The sequence below is a fragment of the Paracoccus ferrooxidans genome (genome assembly GCF_029909815.1).
Taxonomy (GTDB): domain Bacteria; phylum Pseudomonadota; class Alphaproteobacteria; order Rhodobacterales; family Rhodobacteraceae; genus Paracoccus; species Paracoccus versutus.
In genome coordinates, this window is the sequence record NZ_CP038198.1 from 1,018,265 (window position 1) to 1,039,660 (window position 21,396).

At 65.0% G+C, this 21,396-nt stretch carries 32 protein-coding genes; all 32 read right to left on the reverse strand.

Translation table 11 applies throughout. From position 1 onward, the window contains the following. Positions 1-3: 3 nt before the first annotated feature. Positions 4-372 carry a 30S ribosomal protein S13 gene (gene rpsM / locus E3U26_RS05080; protein ID WP_036754304.1) on the reverse strand — a complete coding sequence of 123 codons (369 nt, stop codon included), beginning with the start codon at positions 370-372 and terminating at the stop codon, positions 4-6. Positions 373-535: 163 nt separating this feature from the next. Further along, positions 536-1,192, reverse strand: a complete 657-nt coding sequence (locus E3U26_RS05085) for an adenylate kinase (RefSeq protein ID WP_036754188.1) — start codon at positions 1,190-1,192, stop codon at positions 536-538. 40 nt (positions 1,193-1,232) lie between these two features. Next, positions 1,233-2,609: a preprotein translocase subunit SecY gene (gene secY, locus E3U26_RS05090; RefSeq protein WP_072462396.1), complete on the reverse strand. Its 1,377-nt coding sequence runs from the start codon at positions 2,607-2,609 to the stop codon at positions 1,233-1,235. A 103-nt stretch (positions 2,610-2,712) separates the two neighbouring features. Beyond that, entirely contained in the window at positions 2,713-3,198 is a 486-nt protein-coding gene (rplO, locus tag E3U26_RS05095; protein WP_036754184.1) for a 50S ribosomal protein L15, read from the reverse strand. A gap of 221 nt (positions 3,199-3,419) precedes the next feature. Continuing rightward, on the reverse strand, positions 3,420-4,160 hold the full coding sequence (locus E3U26_RS05100; protein WP_116222143.1) for a hypothetical protein: 741 nt from the start codon (positions 4,158-4,160) through the stop codon (positions 3,420-3,422). Positions 4,161-4,301: 141 nt separating this feature from the next. Further along, on the reverse strand, positions 4,302-4,490 hold the full coding sequence (rpmD, locus tag E3U26_RS05105) for a 50S ribosomal protein L30 (protein ID WP_036754182.1): 189 nt from the start codon (positions 4,488-4,490) through the stop codon (positions 4,302-4,304). A 12-nt stretch (positions 4,491-4,502) separates the two neighbouring features. Further along, positions 4,503-5,069 (reverse strand): 30S ribosomal protein S5, encoded by a 567-nt coding sequence (rpsE, locus tag E3U26_RS05110; protein ID WP_036754180.1) that lies wholly within the window; start codon positions 5,067-5,069, stop codon positions 4,503-4,505. Positions 5,070-5,186: 117 nt separating this feature from the next. Continuing rightward, entirely contained in the window at positions 5,187-5,546 is a 360-nt protein-coding gene (gene rplR, locus E3U26_RS05115) for a 50S ribosomal protein L18 (RefSeq protein ID WP_036754177.1), read from the reverse strand. Between the two features lie 12 nt (positions 5,547-5,558). Continuing rightward, complete coding sequence (rplF, locus tag E3U26_RS05120; protein ID WP_036754174.1) at positions 5,559-6,092, reverse strand: 50S ribosomal protein L6; 534 nt, start codon at positions 6,090-6,092, stop codon at positions 5,559-5,561. Positions 6,093-6,103: 11 nt separating this feature from the next. Then, entirely contained in the window at positions 6,104-6,502 is a 399-nt protein-coding gene (gene rpsH, locus E3U26_RS05125; RefSeq protein WP_114535287.1) for a 30S ribosomal protein S8, read from the reverse strand. Between the two features lie 9 nt (positions 6,503-6,511). Then, on the reverse strand, positions 6,512-6,817 hold the full coding sequence (rpsN, locus tag E3U26_RS05130; protein WP_024844062.1) for a 30S ribosomal protein S14: 306 nt from the start codon (positions 6,815-6,817) through the stop codon (positions 6,512-6,514). A gap of 18 nt (positions 6,818-6,835) precedes the next feature. After that, complete coding sequence (gene rplE / locus E3U26_RS05135; RefSeq protein WP_036754171.1) at positions 6,836-7,396, reverse strand: 50S ribosomal protein L5; 561 nt, start codon at positions 7,394-7,396, stop codon at positions 6,836-6,838. Then, positions 7,396-7,701: a 50S ribosomal protein L24 gene (rplX, locus tag E3U26_RS05140; protein ID WP_036754169.1), complete on the reverse strand. Its 306-nt coding sequence runs from the start codon at positions 7,699-7,701 to the stop codon at positions 7,396-7,398. Before rplX ends, rplE begins: the two co-directional genes overlap by 1 nt. Continuing rightward, on the reverse strand, positions 7,701-8,069 hold the full coding sequence (gene rplN / locus E3U26_RS05145) for a 50S ribosomal protein L14 (protein WP_010400243.1): 369 nt from the start codon (positions 8,067-8,069) through the stop codon (positions 7,701-7,703). The genes rplX and rplN overlap by 1 nt, the downstream gene beginning before the upstream one ends. Before the next feature lie 76 nt (positions 8,070-8,145). Further along, the gene (rpsQ, locus tag E3U26_RS05150; RefSeq protein WP_036754166.1) at positions 8,146-8,394 is read right to left on the reverse strand and encodes a 30S ribosomal protein S17; all 249 of its coding nucleotides are present in this window, start codon (positions 8,392-8,394) and stop codon (positions 8,146-8,148) included. A 12-nt stretch (positions 8,395-8,406) separates the two neighbouring features. Next, positions 8,407-8,613: a 50S ribosomal protein L29 gene (gene rpmC / locus E3U26_RS05155; protein ID WP_072462399.1), complete on the reverse strand. Its 207-nt coding sequence runs from the start codon at positions 8,611-8,613 to the stop codon at positions 8,407-8,409. Between the two features lie 192 nt (positions 8,614-8,805). Further along, positions 8,806-9,219: a 50S ribosomal protein L16 gene (gene rplP, locus E3U26_RS05160; protein WP_036754161.1), complete on the reverse strand. Its 414-nt coding sequence runs from the start codon at positions 9,217-9,219 to the stop codon at positions 8,806-8,808. Between the two features lie 12 nt (positions 9,220-9,231). Continuing rightward, the gene (gene rpsC, locus E3U26_RS05165; protein ID WP_036754157.1) at positions 9,232-9,954 is read right to left on the reverse strand and encodes a 30S ribosomal protein S3; all 723 of its coding nucleotides are present in this window, start codon (positions 9,952-9,954) and stop codon (positions 9,232-9,234) included. Continuing rightward, a complete protein-coding gene (gene rplV / locus E3U26_RS05170; protein WP_024844055.1) occupies positions 9,954-10,349 on the reverse strand; it encodes a 50S ribosomal protein L22 in 396 nt (131 codons plus the stop codon). The genes rpsC and rplV overlap by 1 nt, the downstream gene beginning before the upstream one ends. 5 nt (positions 10,350-10,354) lie before the next feature. Next, complete coding sequence (rpsS, locus tag E3U26_RS05175) at positions 10,355-10,633, reverse strand: 30S ribosomal protein S19 (protein ID WP_010400236.1); 279 nt, start codon at positions 10,631-10,633, stop codon at positions 10,355-10,357. A gap of 3 nt (positions 10,634-10,636) precedes the next feature. Next, positions 10,637-11,473, reverse strand: a complete 837-nt coding sequence (rplB, locus tag E3U26_RS05180) for a 50S ribosomal protein L2 (protein ID WP_036754154.1) — start codon at positions 11,471-11,473, stop codon at positions 10,637-10,639. A gap of 95 nt (positions 11,474-11,568) precedes the next feature. Next, positions 11,569-11,865 (reverse strand): 50S ribosomal protein L23, encoded by a 297-nt coding sequence (locus E3U26_RS05185; RefSeq protein WP_024844053.1) that lies wholly within the window; start codon positions 11,863-11,865, stop codon positions 11,569-11,571. Then, a complete protein-coding gene (rplD, locus tag E3U26_RS05190; RefSeq protein ID WP_036754151.1) occupies positions 11,862-12,482 on the reverse strand; it encodes a 50S ribosomal protein L4 in 621 nt (206 codons plus the stop codon). Before rplD ends, E3U26_RS05185 begins: the two co-directional genes overlap by 4 nt. Further along, complete coding sequence (rplC, locus tag E3U26_RS05195) at positions 12,482-13,219, reverse strand: 50S ribosomal protein L3 (protein WP_036747352.1); 738 nt, start codon at positions 13,217-13,219, stop codon at positions 12,482-12,484. Before rplC ends, rplD begins: the two co-directional genes overlap by 1 nt. Before the next feature lie 10 nt (positions 13,220-13,229). Further along, a complete protein-coding gene (gene rpsJ, locus E3U26_RS05200; protein WP_010400227.1) occupies positions 13,230-13,538 on the reverse strand; it encodes a 30S ribosomal protein S10 in 309 nt (102 codons plus the stop codon). Positions 13,539-14,585: 1,047 nt separating this feature from the next. Continuing rightward, entirely contained in the window at positions 14,586-15,761 is a 1,176-nt protein-coding gene (tuf, locus tag E3U26_RS05205) for an elongation factor Tu (protein WP_036754146.1), read from the reverse strand. A gap of 86 nt (positions 15,762-15,847) precedes the next feature. Further along, positions 15,848-17,971 carry an elongation factor G gene (gene fusA, locus E3U26_RS05210; RefSeq protein WP_072464173.1) on the reverse strand — a complete coding sequence of 708 codons (2,124 nt, stop codon included), beginning with the start codon at positions 17,969-17,971 and terminating at the stop codon, positions 15,848-15,850. Positions 17,972-17,989: 18 nt separating this feature from the next. Next, positions 17,990-18,460, reverse strand: coding sequence for a 30S ribosomal protein S7 (rpsG, locus tag E3U26_RS05215; protein ID WP_036754140.1), 471 nt, complete (start codon positions 18,458-18,460; stop codon positions 17,990-17,992). Positions 18,461-18,472: 12 nt separating this feature from the next. Beyond that, positions 18,473-18,844: a 30S ribosomal protein S12 gene (gene rpsL / locus E3U26_RS05220; RefSeq protein ID WP_010399029.1), complete on the reverse strand. Its 372-nt coding sequence runs from the start codon at positions 18,842-18,844 to the stop codon at positions 18,473-18,475. A gap of 256 nt (positions 18,845-19,100) precedes the next feature. Beyond that, a complete protein-coding gene (locus E3U26_RS05225) occupies positions 19,101-19,922 on the reverse strand; it encodes a putative rhamnosyl transferase (RefSeq protein WP_499105651.1) in 822 nt (273 codons plus the stop codon). Continuing rightward, positions 19,922-20,863, reverse strand: coding sequence for a DMT family transporter (locus E3U26_RS05230; RefSeq protein WP_083539324.1), 942 nt, complete (start codon positions 20,861-20,863; stop codon positions 19,922-19,924). Before E3U26_RS05230 ends, E3U26_RS05225 begins: the two co-directional genes overlap by 1 nt. Before the next feature lie 161 nt (positions 20,864-21,024). Then, positions 21,025-21,300 (reverse strand): hypothetical protein, encoded by a 276-nt coding sequence (locus E3U26_RS05235; RefSeq protein ID WP_072464175.1) that lies wholly within the window; start codon positions 21,298-21,300, stop codon positions 21,025-21,027. Positions 21,301-21,396: the final 96 nt, after the last annotated feature.

A 21,396-nucleotide genomic window follows, 5' to 3' on the forward strand; every position in this document is an offset into this window, starting at 1 on the left:
CCCTTACTTCTTCTTGCCGGCGATGGGCTTCGCCGGGCCCTTGCGGGTGCGGGCATTGGTGTGGGTGCGCTGGCCGCGGACCGGCAGGCCGCGACGGTGGCGCAGGCCACGATAGGAACCCAGGTCCATCAGGCGCTTGATGTTCATCTGCGTCTCGCGGCGCAGGTCGCCTTCGACGGTATAGTTGGCGTCGATGTATTCGCGGATCTTCAGGACTTCGGCATCCGAGAGCTCGTTCACGCGGCGGGTCGGGTCGATACCGACGGCGGTGACGATCTCGTCGGCGAATTTCGAGCCGATCCCGTGGATATAGGTCAGGGCGATCGGGACGCGTTTCCCGGTCGGAATGTTGACGCCAGCAATACGAGCCACGCGTGTTTCCTTTTCCATGTTGCGGTTCCGTAGCGCCGGAACCTTTTTTCACAACCAAAGACCCGAAAGCCAAGCCTCCGGGCCTTGAAGCGACACCCAGGACATCCGGGTGATTCTCTTGCGAGATGCTGCGAAATAAGGGATTCGCCGTCCGAGGTCAAGCCTAGGACGGGATCTTGTCCATCACCTTGGCGACCTGGGCGGCCACCTCGTCGATCTCGGCCAGGCCATCCACCGGGTTCAGGTTGCCCTTGACATAGTAATAGCCGATCAGTGGCGAGGTCTTCTTGTAATATTCCATCAGCCGGGTCTTGAGGCTTTCCTCGTTGTCGTCGGCCCGGCGGCGCAGGTCGGTCGAGCCGCAGACGTCGCATTTGCCCGGCTCCTTGGTCGGCTTGGTCACGTCGTGATAGACCTCGCCGCAATTGCCGCAGGTGAAGCGGCCCGAGATGCGCGAGACCAGCGCCGCATCGTCCACCCGCATCTCGATCACGGCATCGATGCGCTGGTCCATCTCGGCCATCAGCGCCTGCAGCGCGTCGGCCTGCGCCAGGGTGCGCGGGAAGCCGTCGAAGATGAAGCCCTTGCCGCCCTGCCCCAGCTTTTCGCGGATCAGGCCGATGACGATCTCGTCCGTCACCAGCTCGCCGCGGTCCATCACCTCGGCCACGCGCTTGCCCATCTCGGTGCCCGAGTTGCGGGCCTCGCGCAGCATGTCGCCGGTCGAGAGCTGGACGAGCCCGCGCTCCTCGATCAGCCGCCGGGCCTGGGTGCCTTTGCCTGCGCCGGGCGGGCCCAGCAGAATGATGTTGATCGCCATGTCGTCGTCCCTCTCCTACCCTTTTTGGTGGGTTTACCCCTTAACGGCGCGCCGGCGCCTTGCGCGGCTTGGCCGCCGCCCCGGCCTTGCCGCGCTTGCCGCGCAGTTGCGATTTCTCGATCAAACCTTCGTATTGATGGGCGAGCAAGTGGCTTTGCACCTGGTTGATCGTGTCCATGACGACGCTGACCACGATCAGCACCGAAGTCCCGCCGAAATAGAACGGGATCGCCAGCTGGTCGCGGATGATCTCGGGCAGAAGGCAGACGAAGGCCAGGTAGGCCGAGCCGATCACCAGCACCCGCGTCACCACATAGGTCAGGTAATCCTCGGTGCGCTTGCCGGGCCGGATGCCGGGGATGAAGCCGCCCTGGTTCTTCAGGTTCTCGGCCACGTCCTCGGTCTTGAAGCTGACGTTGAAGGTGTAGAAATAGGTGAAGAACACGATCATCGCCGCGAAGAACAGCAGGTAGAGCGGCTGGCCGGGGCCGAAATAGGCCAGGATCGTGGACATGATCGGGCCGGTCTGGTTGCCCGAGAAGGTCGAGATCGTCACCGGCAGCAGCAGAAGCGAGCTGGCGAAGATCGCCGGGATCACCCCCGCCGGGTTCACCTTGATCGGCAGGTGCGACGATTGGCCGTCATAGACCTTCATCCCGACCTGGCGGCGCGGATACTGGATGTGGATCTTGCGCAGCGCGCGCTCCATGAACACCACGAAGGCGATCACCGCGGCGACCATGAGGATCACGCCCAGAATCACCGGGGTCGAGACGGCGCCCGAACGGCCCTGGGCCAGGAACTGCGCCAGGCTGCCGGGGATCTCGGCCACGATGCCGACGAAGATGATCAGCGAGATGCCGTTGCCGATGCCGCGGGCGGTGATCTGCTCGCCCAGCCACATCAGGAACATGGTGCCGCCGACCAGGGTGATGACCACCGAGGCGCGGAAGAACATCCCCGGCTCATGCGCCAGGTTGCCGTGTTCCAGGCTGACGGCCAGGCCCCAGGCCTGGAACAGCGCCAGCGCCACCGTGCCGTAGCGGGTATACTGGTTGATCTTCTTGCGGCCCTGCTCGCCCTCTTTCTTCAGTTGCTCCAGCGCCGGCACCATCGAGGCCAGCAGCTGCACGATGATCGAGGCCGAGATATAGGGCATGATGCCGAGCGCGAAGACGCCCATCCGCCCCAGGGCGCCGCCGGTGAACATCGACAGGATGCCGCCGATGCCGGCCTGGGCCTGCTCCATGAAGTTGCGCAGCGCGGCGCCGTCGATGCCAGGCACCGGGATATAGGTGCCGAGACGATAGATGATGAGAAGTCCGAGCGTGAACCAGATTCTCTGGCGCAACTCGGTCGCCTTGCCGAGCGCGCCCCAGGAAAGGTTCGCGGCCATCTGTTCTGCGGCTGACGCCATGCTTGTGCCCCTTCGTGGCAGCGCCGCCGGATCGTTTCCCGATCCCGCGGCGCCTGGAAAACTTGACAGCTATCTATGGGGCGCGGGCGCGCCCTTCAACAACTTATTCGGCCGCGGCTGCTTCTTTGGCCGGGCGGGTGACGGTGATCTTGCCGCCGGCCTTCTCGATGGCCTCGACCGCGGCTTTCGACGCACCGGCCACGGTCAGGTTCAGCGCGGCCTTGATCTCGCCCTTGGCCAGCACGCGCACGCCGTCCAGCTTGCGGCGGATGACGCCGGCGGCGACCAGTGCGTCCTCGGACACGTCGGCTTTCGCATCCAGCTTGCCCGCTTCGACGAAGGCCTGCAGCTGGCCCAGGTTCACCACCGCGAACTCCAGGCGATTCGGCTTGCTGAAGCCGCGCTTGGGCAGGCGGCGATACAGCGGCATCTGGCCGCCTTCATAGCCGTTCAGCGCCACGCCCGAACGCGAGGTCTGGCCCTTGATACCACGGCCGGCGGTCTTGCCCTTGCCCGAGCCGGGGCCGCGCGCCACGCGCTTTTTCTTGCGGTTGGCGCCGGGATTGTCGTGCAGTTCATGCAGTTTCATGTCGCTTCTCCTTGGCCGGAAACGCCCCATGAAGCGAAAGGGGGCGAACGCGGCGTTTCTTGCTTGTTCGAGTCGTGATCCCAAGGGAACACCGGCGGCTTCTATCGGCTGTTCACGGCTGGGTCAAGTTGGCATGGCCGAAGCGCCCGCGCCCCGCCGCGCCGGCAAGCCCATCGCCCGCTCAGCGCCGCGGCCAGCCCGTTGCGCGGACCTGGGCCGTCTCAGAACTCCACCCACAGCCCCAGCCTGACCGCGCGCTCGCCCGGTCCCGACAGCGGCTCGACCAGGCCCAATTCCAGCTTCGCAGGCCCGAACAGGTCGCGCACCGCCGAGACCGCGAGCTTGGCGGAAAAGCCGGTGTCCTCGCGATCCTCCAGCCGCAGCTGATGGATCAGCATCAGCGCCTCGGTCATGTGCCACCCCACCGTCACCTCGGCCTTGGTCGTCGCCTCGGCCGTCAGATAGCTCAGCGCGCTGGCACCCCGAGCGGCCAGCGCAGCCATTTCCTCTTCATCCCTGAGCGCGCCCGCCAGCTTGTGGCGCAGCTCGGCCGATACCCAGCCCCCGCCCCGAACGCGCCGCAGCAAGGGCAGGTCGTCAAAAACCCTGCCCCAACCCAGCGCGGCCTGGGCCACCGGCATCGGCTGGCCGCGACGTTCCACCGCACCCAGGCCCAACGAGGCGGCCCAGCGGTCCGGCCCCCTGCCCCGGTCCAGCGCGCGCTGCAGCCAGACCAGGCTGCTGGTCTCGCCGGCGCTGGAGCGGCCCAGTTCGACCCCGACCGTCAGCCGCGGCCGACGCCCCAGTTCAGCGTAAAGCCCGGCATAGCTGTGCCCGGCGGCGTCGCGTTCGCCCGACAGCGCCAGGAACACGCCATTCACCGCCCGCGGCCAGGGACTGGCCGAGGCCGCGCCGGCCAGCAACAGGACGGCAAGCGCAAGGCAGAGCAGCGGGCGCGGCACATCTGGCTCCTTTCCTGCGGGCGCGGTCCTGGCGGCAGCCTAGGGACAAGCCGTTAGCAAAGGGTTAACGGGCCAAGAAAAAACGCCCCGGAGCAGCTCCGGGGCGTTTTCGATGCAATGCCTGGGAAGGGCGTGGCGGGATCAGCCGCGCTCTTCCACGATGGTCACCAGATGCGGGATCTTGGCGACCATGCCGCGCACGGCCGGGGTATCTTCCAACTCGCGGGTGCGGTTCATCTTGTTCAGGCCCAGGCCCTTCAGCGTCTCGCGCTGGACGGCGGGGCGGCGGATCGGCGAGCCGATCTGCTTCACGACGATGGTTTTAGCCATATGCCTGTCTCCTTACGCTTCGACGGCGGCTTCGGCCGGCTTGTCGTTGGACGGCAGGATCTCGGCCACCTTCTTGCCGCGGCGCTGCGCGACGTTGCGGGGCGAGGCTTCCTTCTTGAGACCGTCGATGGTGGCGCGAATCATGTTGTAGGGGTTCTGCGACCCCAGCGACTTGGCCACGACGTCCTGGACGCCCAGCATCTCGAACACGGCGCGCATCGGGCCGCCGGCGATGATGCCGGTCCCCGGAACCGCGGTCCGCATCACCACCCGGCCGGCGCCATGACGGCCCTCGATGTCGTGATGCAGCGTGCGGCCATCGCGCAGCGGCACGCGAACCAGCGAGCGTTTGGCCTGCTCGGTCGCCTTGCGGATCGCCTCGGGCACTTCCTTGGCCTTGCCCTTGCCGAAGCCGACGCGGCCACGCTGGTCGCCGACGACCACCAGAGCGGCGAAGCCGAAGCGCTTGCCGCCCTTGACGGTTTTCGACACGCGGTTGATCGCGACCAGACGGTCGGCGAATTCCGGGGTTTCCTCGCGCTCTTCGCGGCGACCCCGACGGTTTTCACGTTCTGCCATAAGGCATTCCTCATACGCTGGCGCGCGTTCCGCGCCGTTGAAGCCAATCCTGGTGGGCCGCCGACGGATCGGACGGCCCCCGGATCATCGGGGTGGCGCTGCCGCCACCCGCATTCGTCAGAACTTCAGGCCGCCTTCGCGGGCCGCATCGGCAAGCGCCTTGATCTTGCCGTGGAACAGGAAGCCGCCGCGGTCGAAGATCACCTCTTCGACACCGGCCTTCTTCGCACGTTCCGCAATGGCGGCGCCGATCTTGGCCGCGGCCTCGACGTTGTTCTTGCCGACCACGCCCAGATCCTTCTCGAGCGACGAGGCGGCGGCCAGGGTGACCCCCTTCACGTCGTCGATCACCTGGACGCTGATGTTCTTGGAAGAACGGTGGACGGAAAGCCGCGGACGGCCGTCCGAGATCTTCCGCAGTTTGTTCCGCACGCGCAGGCGGCGCTTCAGGAACAGCTCTCTCTTGTTCAGTGCCATTTCTCGCGCCCCTTACTTCTTCTTGCCTTCCTTGCGGAAGACGACCTCGCCCTTGTAGCGGATGCCCTTGCCCTTGTAGGGCTCGGGGCGGCGCCACTCGCGGATGTTCGCGGCGACCTGGCCGACCAGCTGCTGGTCGATGCCTTCCACCACGATCTCGGTCTGCTTCGGCGAGGTGATCGTCACACCGTCCGGCGTTTCGAAGTTCACGTCATGCGAATAGCCCAGAGCCAGCTTCAGGGTCTTGCCCTGCATGGTGGCGCGATAACCCACGCCCTGGATCTCGAGCTCTTTCTTGAAGCCTTCCGACACGCCGACGGTCAGGTTCTCGACCATCGAGCGGGTCATGCCCCACTGCTGGCGGGCGCGCTTCGAGGTGCCGCGCGGCGTCACCTTGACCGAACCTTCTTCCACCGACAGGGTCACGTCGTCGGTCGCGGTGAACGTGCGGGCGCCTTTCGGCCCCTTCACCTCGATCGTCTGGCCCTTGATTTCGGCCGTCACGCCCTTGGGGAGGGCGACCGGTTTCTTACCAATCCGAGACATCTCTGCCCTCCTTAGAACACGGTGCAGAGGACTTCGCCGCCAACATTGGCGTTGCGAGCCGCTGCGTCCGACATGACGCCTTTCGGCGTCGAGACGATGGAAACGCCCAGGCCGTTGCGGACCATCGGGATTTCCTTGGCGCCGGCGTAAACGCGGCGGCCGGGTTTCGACACGCGGGCCAGTTCGCGGATGACCGGAGTGCCTTCGTAGTACTTCAGGCTGATTTCCAGTTCCTTGTGACCGGCTTCGGTCGTGGTTTCTTCATAGCCGCGGATGTAGCCTTCGGCTTTCAGCACGTCCAGGACCCAGGCGCGCAGCTTGGAGGCCGGAGTGCGGACGGTCGATTTGCCGCGCATCTGCGCGTTGCGGATGCGGGTCAGCATATCGCCGAGAGGATCGTTCATCGACATATTGCCCCCTTACCAGCTGGATTTGACCATGCCGGGGATCTGGCCGAACGAGCCAAGCTCGCGCAGCATGATCCGCGACAGTTTCAGTTTACGGTAATACGCATGCGGACGGCCGGTCAGTTGGCACCGGTTGTGCAGACGCGTGGCCGAGGAGTTGCGCGGCAGTTCGGCCAGCTTCAGGCTGGCCTTGAAACGCTCTTCCATCGGACGGGACTGATCGTGGACGATCTCGTTCAGCGCGGCGCGCTTGGCGGCGTATTTCTGAACCAGACGCTCGCGCTTCTTCTCGCGCTCGACCATGGATTTCTTTGCCATATCTTCTTCCCTCCGCGATCAGCCGTTGAAAGGCATGTTGAATGCCTTCAGCAGCGACTTCGCTTCCGCGTCGGTCCGCGCGGTGGTGCAGATGATGATGTCCATCCCCAGAACTTCGTCGACCTTGTCGAAGTTGATTTCCGGGAACACGATATGCTCCTTCAGGCCCATGGCGTAGTTGCCGCGGCCGTCGAAAGCCGTGCCCTTGACGCCGCGGAAGTCGCGGACGCGGGGCAGCGCGATGTTGACCAGGCGATCCAGGAATTCATACATCCGGTCGCCGCGCAGCGTGACCTTGCAGCCCAGCGGCATCTCTTCCCGGACGCGGAAGCCGGCGATCGACTTCTTGGCCTTGGTGATGACGGCTTTCTGGCCTGCGATCAGCGACAGTTCCTCGGCGCCCTGCTTGACCTTCTTGGTGTCCTTGACGGCCTCGCCGATGCCCATGTTCAGGACGATCTTGTCCAGGCGCGGGATCTGCATGTCGTTCTTGTAGCCGAACTCTTCCTTGAGCGCGGCGCGGATCTGGTCCTTGTAGAGCGACTTGAGGCGCGGGGTGTAATTGGCTTGGTCCAGCATCAGATCACGTCTCCCGTGGTCTTGGCGAAACGGACCTTCTTGCCGTCTTCCACGCGGAAGCCGACGCGGGTCGCTTTGCCGTTCTTGTCCAGCAGCGCCAGGTTCGACAGGTCGATCGGCATGGCCTTGGCCACGCGGCCGCCCTGGCTCGTCTGGGTCTGGCGCTGGTGACGGATCGCGATGTTGACACCGTCAACGACCGCCTTGTTCTCTTTCGGGAACACTGCGGCGATCTCGCCCTGCTTGCCCTTGTCCTTGCCGGTCAGCACGACGACCTTGTCGCCCTTCTTGAGCTTCGCAGCCATCACAGCACCTCCGGCGCAAGCGAGATGATCTTCATGAAGTTCTTGGCCCGCAGCTCGCGCACGACCGGCCCGAAGATACGGGTGCCGACCGGTTCGCCCTGGTTGTTCAGGATGACGGCGGCGTTGCGGTCGAAGCGGATCGAGGTGCCGTCCTCGCGCTTCACTTCTTTCGCGGTGCGCACGACGACGGCCTTGCGGACGTCGCCCTTCTTCACGCGGCCGCGCGGAATGGCTTCCTTGACGGAGACGACGATGATGTCGCCCACCGACGCATAGCGACGGTGCGAACCACCCAGAACCTTGATGCACTGCACCCGGCGTGCGCCGGAGTTGTCAGCGACATCCAGATTGGTCTGCATCTGGATCATTTGGTTACTCCCGACCTTTGGGGACCGGCACGACCTTGATCATGGGCCGGCCCCAGGGTATCGATTAAACTGGGCCTCAGGCCGAAACCTCGGTGGCTTCGGTCAGCACGGTCCAGCGCTTGGTCTTCGAGATCGGCGCGCATTCGACGATGCGAACGATGTCACCCACCTTGAACTGGTTCTGCGCGTCATGCGCGCGGTATTTCTTGGACGAACGCACGGTCTTGTGCAGCAGCGGATGCTTGAAGCGACGCTCGACCAGGACGGTGACGGTCTGTTCGTTCTTGTCGCTGACGACCTTGCCTTGCAGGATGCGTTTGGGCATGGACCGGGCTCCTTAGTTCGACGCCGCGGCTTGCGCCGCTTTCTGGTTCAGAATGGTTTTCACACGGGCCACGTCGCGGCGGACGGAGCGCATGCGGGCGGTCGATTCGAGCTGGCCGGTGGCCTGCTGGAAGCGCAGGTTAAACGCTTCCTTCTTCAGCGCGAGCAGCTGTTCCTTCAGCTGGTCAGGCGTCTTGTCTTTCAGTTCCTGCGCTTTCATGCGCCTTTTCCTTTCAACATCACCGGCGAGCCCCTGCCATGCAGGGCCACCCTGATTCCGGTGGAGTTTCATGATGAAGGCCTGCCCATACAGGCTCGGCCGGATTTTGGCAACCCCGATTGTCCCGAGGAGGCCGAAAATGCAGCGCCCCGCCACTGTCGCGGCGGGGCGCAATCTGGAAGCGGTGGCGAATTACCAGTCTTCGCGCGCGACGATGCGGGTCAGCACCGGCAGCTTCTGCGCGCCCAGGCGCAGCGCCTCGCGGGCGATGACGTCGTTCACCCCGTCGATCTCGAACATGATCCGGCCGGGATGGACGCGGGCGGCCCAGTAATCCACCGAACCCTTGCCTTTACCCATCCGCACTTCGGTCGGCTTCGAGGAAACCGGCACATCCGGGAAGATCCGGATCCAGACCCGGCCCTGACGCTTCATGTGGCGGGTGATCGCGCGGCGGGCCGCCTCGATCTGGCGCGCGGTGACGCGCTCGGGCTCGATGGCCTTCAGCGCATAGGAGCCGAAGTTCAGGTTGAACCCGCCCTTGGCCTCACCGTGGATGCGGCCCTTGTGCTGTTTGCGGAACTTGGTCCGTTTCGGTTGCAGCATTGCTTCTTCTCCTTAGCGCGCGTCGCGGTCGCGATCACGGCGCGGGCCGCGGGGCGACGGACCGTCCTGCGCTTCGGTCGCGCGGCGGTCGCGGGCCTGCGGATCATGCTCCATGATCTCGCCCTTGAAGATCCAGACCTTCACCCCGATGATCCCGTAGGGGGTCGAGGCTTCCGACAGCGCATAGTCGATGTCGGCGCGCAGCGTGTGCAGCGGCACCCGGCCTTCGCGATACCATTCGGTCCGGGCGATCTCGGCGCCGCCCAGGCGGCCCGACACGTTCACCCGGATGCCCAGGGCGCCCATGCGCATGGCGTTCTGCACCGCGCGCTTCATGGCGCGGCGGAACGACACCCGGCGCTCGAGTTGCTGGGCGATCGACTCGGCCACCAGCTGGGCGTCCAGCTCGGGCTTGCGGACCTCGACGATGTTGAGGTGCAGTTCCGAGGCGGTGTAGTTCGCCAGCTTCTTGCGCAGGGTCTCGATATCGGCGCCTTTCTTGCCGATGATGACACCCGGACGCGCGGCATAGATCGTCACGCGGCATTTCTTGTGCGGACGCTCGATCACCACGCGGCTGACGCCGGCCTGCTTGGCTTCCTTGTGGATGAAGTCGCGGATCTTCAGGTCTTCCAGCAGCAGATTGCCGTAATCCTTGTCATCCGCATACCAGCGGCTGTCCCAGGTGCGGTTGACCTGGAGACGCATCCCGATGGGGTTTACCTTCTGACCCATTACGCGCGCTCCCCGGCTTCGATGGCCTCGACCTGACGGACCTTGATGGTGATTTCCGAAAACGGCTTCATGATCTTGCCGTAACGACCACGGGCGCGCGGACGGCCACGCTTCATGACCAGGTTCTTGCCGACCCAGGCCTCGGCGACGATCAGGTTGTCGACGTCGAGGTTATGGTTGTTCTCGGCGTTGGCGATGGCCGATTGCAGGCATTTCTTGACATCGCCGGCGATGCGCTTGGACGAGAAGGTCAGGTCGGCCAGGGCCTTGTCCACCTTCTTGCCGCGGATCATCGCCGCAACCAGGTTCAGCTTCTGCGGCGAGGTGCGAAGCATCTTGGTCTTCGCAAACGCCTCGTTCTCCGCCACGCGGCGCGGATTTTGTTCCTTACCCATGACGCTTACTTCCTTTTCGCTTTCTTGTCGGCGGCGTGACCGTAATAGGTCCGCGTCGGCGAGTATTCACCGAACTTCTGGCCGATCATCTCTTCGGTCACCGAGACCGGGATGTGCTTCTGGCCGTTGTAGACGCCAAAGGTCAGGCCGACGAATTGCGGCAGAATGGTCGAACGACGCGACCAGATCTTGATGACGTCCGACTTGCCGGACTCGCGGGCTTTCTCGGCCTTGCGAAGCACATAAGCATCGACAAAGGGGCCCTTCCAAACAGAACGTGCCATGGATTAACGCCCCTTCTTCGCGTGACGCGACCGCAGGATATACTTGTCGGTCGATTTGTTCGTGCGGGTGCGGTTGCCCTTGGTGCCCTTGCCCCAGGGAGTAACCGGGTGACGGCCGCCCGAAGTCCGGCCTTCACCACCACCATGCGGGTGGTCGATCGGGTTCATGGCCACGCCGCGCACGCTCGGGCGGATGCCCAGGTGCCGGTTGCGGCCGGCCTTGCCGAGGTTCTGGTTCGAATGGTCGGCATTCGACACGGCGCCGATGGTGGCCATGCATTCCTGGCGCACAAGGCGCAACTCGCCCGAGGACAGGCGGATCTGGGCATAGCCGCCGTCGCGGCCGACGAACTGGGCATAGGTGCCAGCCGAGCGGGCGATCTGGCCGCCCTTGCCGGGCTTCAACTCGACGTTGTGGACGATGGTGCCGATCGGCATGCCGCTGAAGGGCATGGCGTTGCCGGGCTTCACATCCACCTTGGCGCCAGCCACCACCTTGTCGCCGACAGCCAGACGCTGGGGCGCGATGATATAGGCCTGCTCGCCGTCTTCATATTTGATCAGCGCGATGAAGGCGGTGCGGTTCGGGTCGTATTCGATCCGCTCGACGGTCGCCGGGACATCGAACTTGGTGCGCTTGAAATCGACGATGCGATAGAGACGCTTCGCCCCGCCGCCCTTGCGGCGCATCGTGATCCGTCCGGTGTTGTTCCGGCCGCCGTTCTTGGTCAGCCCCTCCGTGAGGGACTTGACCGGGCGCCCTTTCCAAAGCTCCGAACGGTCGATCAGAACCAGCCCACGCTGGCCAGGCGTCGTCGGCTTATACGACTTGAGTGCCATGCTTTCTGTCTTCCGTTGCTTTGGACCAAAGCTAGGTCCGTTTCAGTCAAATGGCGACGGCCCCGCTGCCGGGGCCGTCGATTCGCAGGCTTCTATCAGAGGCCGGTCGAGACGTCGATGCTGTTGCCAGCTTCCAGCGTCACATAGGCCTTCTTCACGTCCGAGCGGACGCCGGGGCGGCCGCGGAAACGCTTGGTCTTGCCCTTGGTGATGGTCGTGTTCACGGCCTTCACCTTGACGTTGAACAGGGCTTCGACGGCTTGCTTGATCGCCGGCTTGGTCGATTCCTTGGCCACCTGGAAGACATAGGCGTTGGCATCGCCCACCAGGGTGGCCTTTTCGGTGATGACCGGCTTGACGATCACGTCGTAATGTTCGGGTTTCACGCTCATTTCAGGCGAGCCTCCAGAGCTTCGACACCGGCGCGCGTCAGCACGAGCGTGTCGCGACGCAGGATGTCATAGACGTTGGCACCCATCGAGGGCAGCACATCGACGCCTTCCAGATTGCGGGCGGCGCGGGCGAAATTCTCGTTCACCTCGGCCCCGTCGATCACCAGGACGCGCTTCCAGCCGTTTTCCTTGACCGCCTTGGCGACGGCCGCGGTCTTGGCTTCCGCGATGTTCAGGCTCTCCACGACGACCAGCTCACCCGCCGCGGCCTTGGCCGACAGCGCGTGCTTCAGGCCAAGCGCGCGGACCTTCTTGGGCAGGTCGAAGGCGTGGCTGCGCGGGGTCGGGCCCTTGTAGACGCCGCCGTGACGGAAGATCGGCGCCTTGCGGGAACCGTGGCGAGCGCCGCCGGTGCCCTTCTGGCGATAGATCTTCTTGGTCGAGTAGCTGACATCCGACTTGCCCAGCACCGAATGGGTGCCCGCCTGCGCCTTCGCACGCTGCCAGCGCACGACGCGGTGCAGCAGGTCCGCACGCGGTTCAAGCCCGAAGATGTCATCGCTCAGGTCGATGTCCCCGGCCTTGCCGGCATCGAGCGTGATAACGTCGAGTTTCATCAGTTGTCTCCTTCGGGCGCAGCGGCCTCGGCAGGGGCGGCAGCCTCGGCCTGGGCAGCTTTCGAACGGGTCGCGGCCGGGAAAACGGTGTTTTCGGCCAGCGGCTTCTTCACGGCGTCCTTGATCGTGACCCAACCGCCCTTGGAACCCGGCACCGAGCCCTTGACCATGATCAGGCCACGTTCGGCATCGGTCTTGACGACCTGGAGGTTCTGGGTGGTGACGCGCACGGCACCCAGGTGGCCGGCCATCTTCTTGCCCTTGAACACCTTGCCCGGATCCTGGCACTGGCCGGTCGAGCCGTGCGAGCGGTGGCTGATCGACACGCCGTGCGAGGCGCGCAGACCGCCGAAATTGTGCCGCTTCATCGCACCGGCAAAGCCCTTGCCGATCGAGGTGCCGGCGATGTCGACATACTGGCCCTCGAAGTAGTGGTCGGCGACGATCTCCTCGCCCACCTCGACCAGGTTCTCGGGCGAGACGCGGAATTCCGCGATCTTGCGCTTGGGCGCGACATTCGCCTTGGCGAAATGGCCGCGCAGCGCGGCGGTCGTGCGCTTGGCTTTCGCCTCGCCCGCGCCGAGCTGCAGCGCCACGTAGCCGTCTTTCTCGGCGGTGCGCTGAGCGATGACCTGCACGTTGTCCACGTGCAGCACGGTGACGGGCACCTGACGCCCGTCCTCCAGGAACAGCCGGGTCATGCCCAGCTTCTTGGCGATAACACCAGTCCGCAGCATGATGGCCTCCTTAAACCTTGATCTCGACATCCACGCCGGCGGCGAGGTCGAGCTTCATCAGGGCGTCAACGGTCTGCGGGGTCGGGTCGACGATGTCCAGCAGGCGCTTGTGCGTGCGGATTTCCCACTGGTCGCGGGATTTCTTGTCGATGTGCGGACCGCGCAGAACGGTGAATTTCTCGATCTTGTTGGGCAGCGGAATCGGGCCGCGGACCTGCGCGCCGGTGCGCTTGGCGGTGTTGACGATTTCCTGCGTGCTGGCATCCAGGACGCGATAATCGAACGCCTTCAACCGGATGCGGATATTCTGGCTTTGCATTCTCATCCCTCTTGCGGGGAGTTCAAGTTGAGAGGCTGACGACACACCACGCACCGCCAGCGTCGAACCGTATAAACAAGAGCAGGCCGCCTTGCGTGGCGGCCCGGCCCTGACAAGCCGATTCTTGGAAAACCGGCGATGATTGCGGGGATTTATCCGGTTCACGACCTGCGGTCAAGCTATCTTCACGCCGAACTCTGCCCTCATTGCGCGGGCTATCAAGGCGCTCTTGATCTGTCTCGGCACACGACGTGGCCATGCCGGAGAGCGTCTGCTGGTCGAAGCCATGTCGCGGGCGGGCGTCGCCATCCTGGATCCAGGAAAAGAAACACTGATGCGGCAAATGGCGCTCTACGCCGGCGCTCGGCTCCTGATCTTCGCCGAGGGATCGGCGATGCATGGGCGCCAGCTGTTGGGACGCGTCGACCAGAAGATCCTTGTCCTTCGGCGGCGCCCACAATCCCGGATGGCTTGGGCACAGTTGGAGCCGAGGTGCCGTAAGCTGAAATACGCGCTGATCATCAAGGCCTTTGCTATGCCCCTCCTCCTCAGGGCGTCCCCGTCCATCCCTACGGTATTGCCTTTTATAACAAGGATCCGCTGCTTAATACGCTGCGACGCAACGGCATCGACATTACGCCATATTGGGACGAAGAAGCCTATCGGCAGGCCATGAAGGTGGATGCTCATGCATGGTATCGGGGCGTCATGAGGCGGAGAATCATTCACCGCAAGAAGACCCTAGCGCATATCAGGACAGCATTCGATACGACGGGCATCCCTGTTCCCTCCTGACGCTTTGCGGCACCTTCGGCAGGGCCCCTCCAAGCGCCCGGCACGGCGTGCATTGCTTCTTTCGTGCCCCAATATCCCGGGGTCCGGGGCAGAGCCCCGGCAGCCGCGCCCCAGCAAGCAACCCCGCGGCCACCACCCCCGCGGCAAGGAAAAAGGCCGCCCCCTGCGGAGCGGCCCCTCATCGCGATATCCCTCGCGGGATCACCCGATGCTCCCGGAAGGGCCGCGGCTGGAAGCCGCCGCCCCAAAGGATCACTTCAGGATCTTCGACACCACGCCGGCGCCGACCGTGCGGCCGCCCTCGCGGATGGCGAAGCGCAGCTTCTCCTCCATCGCGATCGGCGCGATCAGCTCGACCGTGAACTTCAGGTTGTCGCCCGGCATCACCATCTCGGTGCCCTCGGGAAGCTTCACCGTCCCGGTCACGTCCGTCGTGCGGAAGTAGAACTGCGGACGGTAGTTCGCGAAGAACGGCGTGTGACGGCCACCCTCTTCCTTGGTCAGGATATAGGCCTCGGCCTCGAACTCGGTATGCGGCGTCACCGAGCCGGGCTTGGCCAGAACCTGGCCGCGCTCCACCCCGTCGCGCTCCACGCCGCGCAGGAGCGCGCCGATGTTGTCGCCGGCTTCCCCGCGGTCCAGCAGCTTGCGGAACATCTCGACACCGGTGCAGGTCGTCTTCTTGGTCGGGCGGATGCCGACGATCTCAAGCTCGTCGCCCACGTTAACCGCGCCGCGCTCGACACGGCCCGTCACCACCGTGCCCCGGCCCGAGATCGAGAACACGTCCTCGATCGGCATCAGGAACGGCAGGTCCACCGCGCGCTCGGGCGTCGGGATGTATTCGTCCACGGCGGCGATCAGCGCGCGGATCGAATCCTCGCCGATCTCCTTGTCGCGGCCTTCCAGCGCCGCCAGCGCCGAGCCCTTGATGATCGGGATGTCGTCGCCGGGATAGTCGTAGGACGAAAGCAGCTCGCGCACCTCCATCTCGACCAGTTCCAGCAGTTCCGCGTCATCGACCTGGTCCACCTTGTTCAGGTACACCACCATGTAGGGGATGCCCACCTGGCGGCCCAGCAGGATGTGCTCGCGCGTCTGCGGCATCGGGCCGTCGGCCGCGTTCACCACCAGGATCGCGCCGTCCATCTGCGCCGCGCCCGTGATCATGTTCTTCACGTAGTCCGCGTGGCCGGGGCAGTCCACATGCGCGTAGTGCCGGTTGGCCGATTCGTATTCCACATGCGCGGTCGAGATCGTGATCCCCCGGGCACGCTCCTCAGGAGCCCCGTCGATCTGGTCGTAGGCCTTGAATTCACCGAAATACTTCGTGATCGCAGCCGTCAGCGTCGTCTTGCCGTGGTCAACGTGACCAATCGTCCCGATGTTGACGTGCGGTTTCGTCCGTTCAAACTTTGCCTTTGCCATGGGCATGGCTCCTTATGTTGACGGTGCGTGCAGCCACGCACCCTACGGGGTTGGTAGGGTGCGCGGTTTCCCACGCACCGCCGGGATTACGCGTATTTCTTCTGGATCTCGTCCGAGATGTTCTGCGGCACGGCCTCGTAATGGTCGAACTGCATCGTGAACACCGCGCGGCCCGAGGACATCGAACGCAGGTTGTTGATATAGCCGAACATGTTGGCCAGCGGCACCATCGCGTCGATGACATTGGCGTTGCCGCGGGTGTCCTGGCCGCGGACCATGCCGCGACGGCTGGTCAGGTCGCCGATGATCGAGCCGGTATATTCTTCCGGCGTGACCACTTCGACGCGCATGATCGGCTCGAGCAGCTTGGCGCCCGCCTTCTTCAGCCCCTCGCGCATGGCGGCGCGGGCGGCGATCTCGAAGGCCAGGACCGAGGAGTCGACGTCATGGAAGGCACCGTCGATCAGCGCCACCTTGAAGTCGATCACCGGGAAGCCGGCAAGCGGACCCGAATCCATCACCGACTTGATGCCCTTCTCGACGCCCGGAATGTATTCCTTGGGCACGGCACCGCCGACGATCTTCGACTCGAACGAGTAGCCCTCGCCCGGCTCGGTGGGCGTGATGACCAGCTTGACGCGCGCGAACTGGCCGGTACCGCCCGTCTGTTTCTTGTGCGTGTAGTCGATCTCGGCTTCGCGCGAGATGGTCTCGCGATAGGCCACCTGCGGGGCGCCGATATTCGCCTCGACTTTGAACTCGCGCTTCATGCGGTCCACCAGGATGTCGAGGTGAAGTTCACCCATGCCCTTCATGATGGTCTGGCCCGATTCCAGGTCGGTCTCGACGCGGAAAGACGGGTCTTCGGCGGCCAGGCGCTGCAGGGCAAGGCCCATCTTTTCCTGGTCGGCCTTGGACTTCGGCTCGACGGCGATCTCGATCACCGGCTCGGGGAAGGTCATGGTTTCCAGGACCACCGGTTTCGCCGGGTCGCACAGCGTGTCGCCCGTGGTGGTTTCCTTCAGGCCCGCCAGGGCGATGATGTCGCCGGCGAAGGCTTCGTCGATCTCTTCGCGGTTGATGGCGTGCATGACCATCATCCGACCGACGCGCTCGCGCTTGCCCTTGGTTGAGTTCAGCATCTGGTCACCCTTCTTCAGGGCGCCGGAATAGATCCGCGTGAAGGTCAGCGAGCCGACGAAGGGGTCGTTCATGATCTTGAACGCCAGCGCCGAGAACGGGTCCGAATCCGCGGCGTGACGGGCGATGTTGCGCTCTTCCGTCTCGTCGCCGGGGGCGAAGCCCATGTAGGCGGGAACGTCGGTCGGCGCCGGCAGGAAGTCCACCACCGCGTTCAGAAGCGGCTGCACGCCCTTGTTCTTGAAGGCCGAGCCGGCCATGACCGGGAAGAAGGACAGCGACAGCGTGCCCTTGCGGATCAGCTTGCGCAGCGTCGCCTCGTCGGGCTCGTTGCCTTCCAGGTAGGCTTCCATCGCCTCGTCGTCCTGTTCGACGGCGAGTTCGATCATCTTGCCGCGCCATTCCTCGGCGACGTCCTGCAGATCCTCGCGGATCGGCTGGCGAATCCAGGAGGCGCCCAGATCCTCGCCCCTCCAGACCCATTCTTCCATCTTGATCAGGTCGACGATGCCTTCCAGCTTGTCCTCGGCGCCGATCGGCAGGGCGATCGGGCAGGGGGTGCCGCCGGTGCGGTCCTTGATCATGGCGACGCATTTGAAGAAATCGGCGCCGATCTTGTCCATCTTGTTGACGAAGACGATCCGCGGAACCTTGTAGCGGTCGGCCTGGCGCCACACCGTCTCGGTCTGCGGCTCGACGCCGGCGTTGCCGTCCAGCAGGCAGATCGCGCCGTCGAGCACGGCCAGCGAACGCTCGACCTCGATGGTGAAGTCGACGTGGCCGGGGGTGTCGATGATGTTGAAGCGGCAACGCTCCTTGTCATCGGGGGTGAAGTCCGCATCCTCGTGGCGCTGCCAGAAGGTGGTGGTCGCCGCCGAGGTGATGGTGATGCCGCGCTCGGCTTCCTGCTCCATCCAGTCCATGGTGGACGCACCTTCGTGCGTCTCGCCCATCTTGTGGTTCTTGCCGGTATAGAACAGGATGCGCTCGGTCGTCGTGGTCTTGCCCGCGTCGATGTGGGCCATGATCCCGAAGTTCCGGTAGCGCTCCAGCGGATATTCGCGTGCCATAAAGGGCCTTCCTTCCGGTTACCAGCGGTAGTGGCTGAACGCCTTGTTGGCGTCGGCCATCTTGTGCGTGTCCTCACGCTTCTTGACGGCGGTGCCGCGGCCGTTCACCGCGTCGGCCAGCTCGCCCGCGAGGCGCTCTTCCATGGTGTGCTCGTTGCGCTTTTTCGAAGCGTCGATCAGCCAGCGGATCGCCAGGGCCTCGCGGCGCGAGGGGCGAACCTCGACCGGAACCTGGTAGGTGGCGCCGCCGACCCGGCGCGAACGCACCTCGACCGAGGGCTTCACGTTGTCGAGCGCCTCGTGGAAAACTTCGATGGGCTCGCGCTTGAGCTTGCCCTGGACGCGGTCGAGGGCGCTGTAGACGATGCGTTCGGCAACCGATTTCTTGCCGTCGATCATCAGGTTGTTCATGAATTTGGTCAGCACGCGATCGCCATACTTGGCGTCGGGCAGGACTTCGCGCTTCTCAGCGGCGTGACGACGAGACATATGCGGATCTCCTTACTTCGGACGCTTGGCGCCGTATTTCGAACGACGCTGGCGACGGTCTTTGACGCCCTGGGTATCCAGCACACCGCGCAGGATGTGATAGCGGACACCCGGAAGGTCTTTCACCCGGCCGCCGCGGATCAACACGACGCTGTGTTCCTGCAGGTTGTGCTTTTCGCCCGGAATGTAGGAGATGACTTCGAAACCATTGGTCAGGCGGACCTTGGCCACCTTACGCATGGCCGAGTTCGGCTTTTTCGGCGTCGTGGTATAGACGCGCGTGCATACGCCCCGCTTCTGCGGGCAGGATTGCAGGTGCTGCGACTTCGAGCGCTGCACCTTGGGCTGCCGCGGTTTGCGGATCAGCTGTTGGATCGTCGGCATTCGGTTCCCCGTCTTGCTTTCGTCAATACTCGCAGCCATCGGCTGCGCCACTTCTCGACGGCGAATCACGCCCATCGTGAAACGCCACAACCCATCCTGTCCCCGAAACCGGGGAGGACGGGCTGAATTACCAGAGGATCGGGGCATTCGGCCCGGATCATGACCACAGAGGTTCTGGGCCCCGATCAGATTCCTGACGGGTGAAGGCGCGTATATGGGCAAACCGGGGGTGAGTCAACAACCCCGCCGCCGCTCTTCACCCCTGCCACAGGCGCCGCGCGCCCTCGTCCAGTCCGGGCAGGTCGATGCGGAAACGGTCGGCCAGCAAGGCGGGCATCGCGGCCCCCTGCCCCTCGACCGGATAGCCCGCGCCGACCGCGCCGGAATCGTTGTCGCGGTGCAGCATTCGCGCATACATCACCTTGCCGGGCATGGTCACGCCGGGCATGGACATCGCCACCTTCCAATGCGGGAAATGCAGCGCGCAACGCCCCGCATCGGGCGGCAGGTAGATGGTCAGCGCCGCGCTGGCATTGTGGATCATCCGCAGTTCCGCGCCGATCCCCCCTGCCCCCGCGCGCAGCACCACGCCGCGGGAATAGTCGCAGGACAGCCGGCGCCTTTGCCGCCAAAGCGGCTGCATCGCCGCGAAATCGCGGCGGGCGTCGCGGATATAGTCCACCGCCACCGCATCGTCGTCGTCATGGCGGAAATGGCCGACAACATCGGCCCCCGGCTCGACATGGGGGGCGACGGCGGCCATGCAGGCCTCCACATGCCGCTCCATCGGCGGGACCAGGGCCAGCCGCGCCTGCGGCATGATCCCGGCCAGTTCGCGCAGCCGCGACAGCCAGGGCTCGGGCAGGTCCGGCCCCGTCATCAGCACCAGGGTGAAATCCGGATCGGTCTGGGCCAGCCAGCCGGGCAGCGCGACATGCTCGAACCAGAACCAGCGCCGCGCCAGCCGCGCGGGGTCATAGAGGAACGCCCGCCGCTCCTCCAGCGACTCGTGCGCGACCTGGAACCCGCGCCCGCCGAGATAGGAAAACCGGCACAGGCCCAGCATCTGCACCCGCATCAACCCCTCCCCTGCAACCGTCGCTCGCGCAGGATGGTATAGATGCCCGCCCCCACCACCAGCGCCGAGCCGGCCCAGGTCCACAGGTCCGGCCATTCGCCGAAGATCGCCAGCCCCAGCACCACCGCCCAGACCAGCGAGGTATAGCGGAAGGGCGCGACGACCGAGATCTCGCCCACCCGCATGGTGGCGACGGCGGTGATATAGCCCACGGTCAGAAACCCCGCGGCCATCGCCAGCAGCGCGAACTCGGCCAGGGTGGGGATGCGCCAGCTTTCCGTCCAGCCCAGCACGAAGCCCGACAGCATCACCGCCAGCGCCGCGTAAAAGGCGATGGCCGAAGAGCCGACCCCGACCGAGAAGGTCCGCGTCACCAGGTCGCGCAGCACGATCAGCAGCATCGCCGCCAGCGCCACCGCCGACCACAGGTCGAAAGCCCCCGTGCCCGGCCGCAGGATCAGCAGCACGCCCAGAAAGCCGATGCCGACCGCCAGCAGCCGCCGCCAGCCCAGCCTTTCGTGAAAGAACAGCGCCGCAGCCAGCGTCACCGCCAGCGGCAGCGCCTGCATGATCGCCGAGATGTCGGCCAGCGCCATGCGCCGCAGCGCCAGCAGGTAGAACACCGTCGAGATCACGTCGGCCACCGTGCGCAGCGCCAGCGGCCAGACGTCGCCGCGCGGCACCCGCAGCCGGACGCCGCCCTGCGCCCGCGCGATCAGCACCATGGTCAGCAGCACCATGGCGCCGCGGATGGCGATGGATTCGTAAAGCGGCAGGCTTTGCGTCACCGCCTTCATCAGGGCGTCGTTGCAGATAAAGGCCGCCATGCTGAGCATCATCAACGCCGAGCCGCGCAGGTTGTCGGCGGCACTGGCCGAAAAGACCTGCGGCTCGGCGGGCGGCCGGCCCTTTCGACCCGATGAAAGAAGCGGCGTGCGCATGGCGATTCCCGGCGGTTTTCCAATGCTTAGGAAAGCCGCAGAAAGAAAGCCATAGCCTGTCAAGCGCGCCCGCAGCCGGTCGGCGGTTCCGCGGCCTTTTGGCCACGAACCGCCGTGGCGCCCCGGCCGCGAGCCGCTGTCCGGCCCATGGGAAACCGCGATCAGGCGTTGCGCCTGTACCACTGCTTTTCCCAGCCCGATCGGAATATCAGATAGCCGACCAGAACCAGAACGCCGCCGATGCCGCCATTCCTCAGCGCCCAGGAGAAGTTGGAGGTCAAGGCCAGCAGGGCGTCCAGCAGCATGGCCACGCCGAAAACCACCGCAAGCCCGCCGATGATGATCGGCCACAGGCTGCGCCGCAGGTTGGCCCCGCAGCCGGCGCAAACCGTAAAACCTTCCTTAACCTCCGAGCCGCAATGCCCACACAGCTGCATGGATGTTCCTCCTCGACAATCGTTACCCTGGCGTTACCCCGGCCGGCCGAAGCCCGGAAACGCAAGGGACATCGGCAGGACGGCGGGCCGTTCACC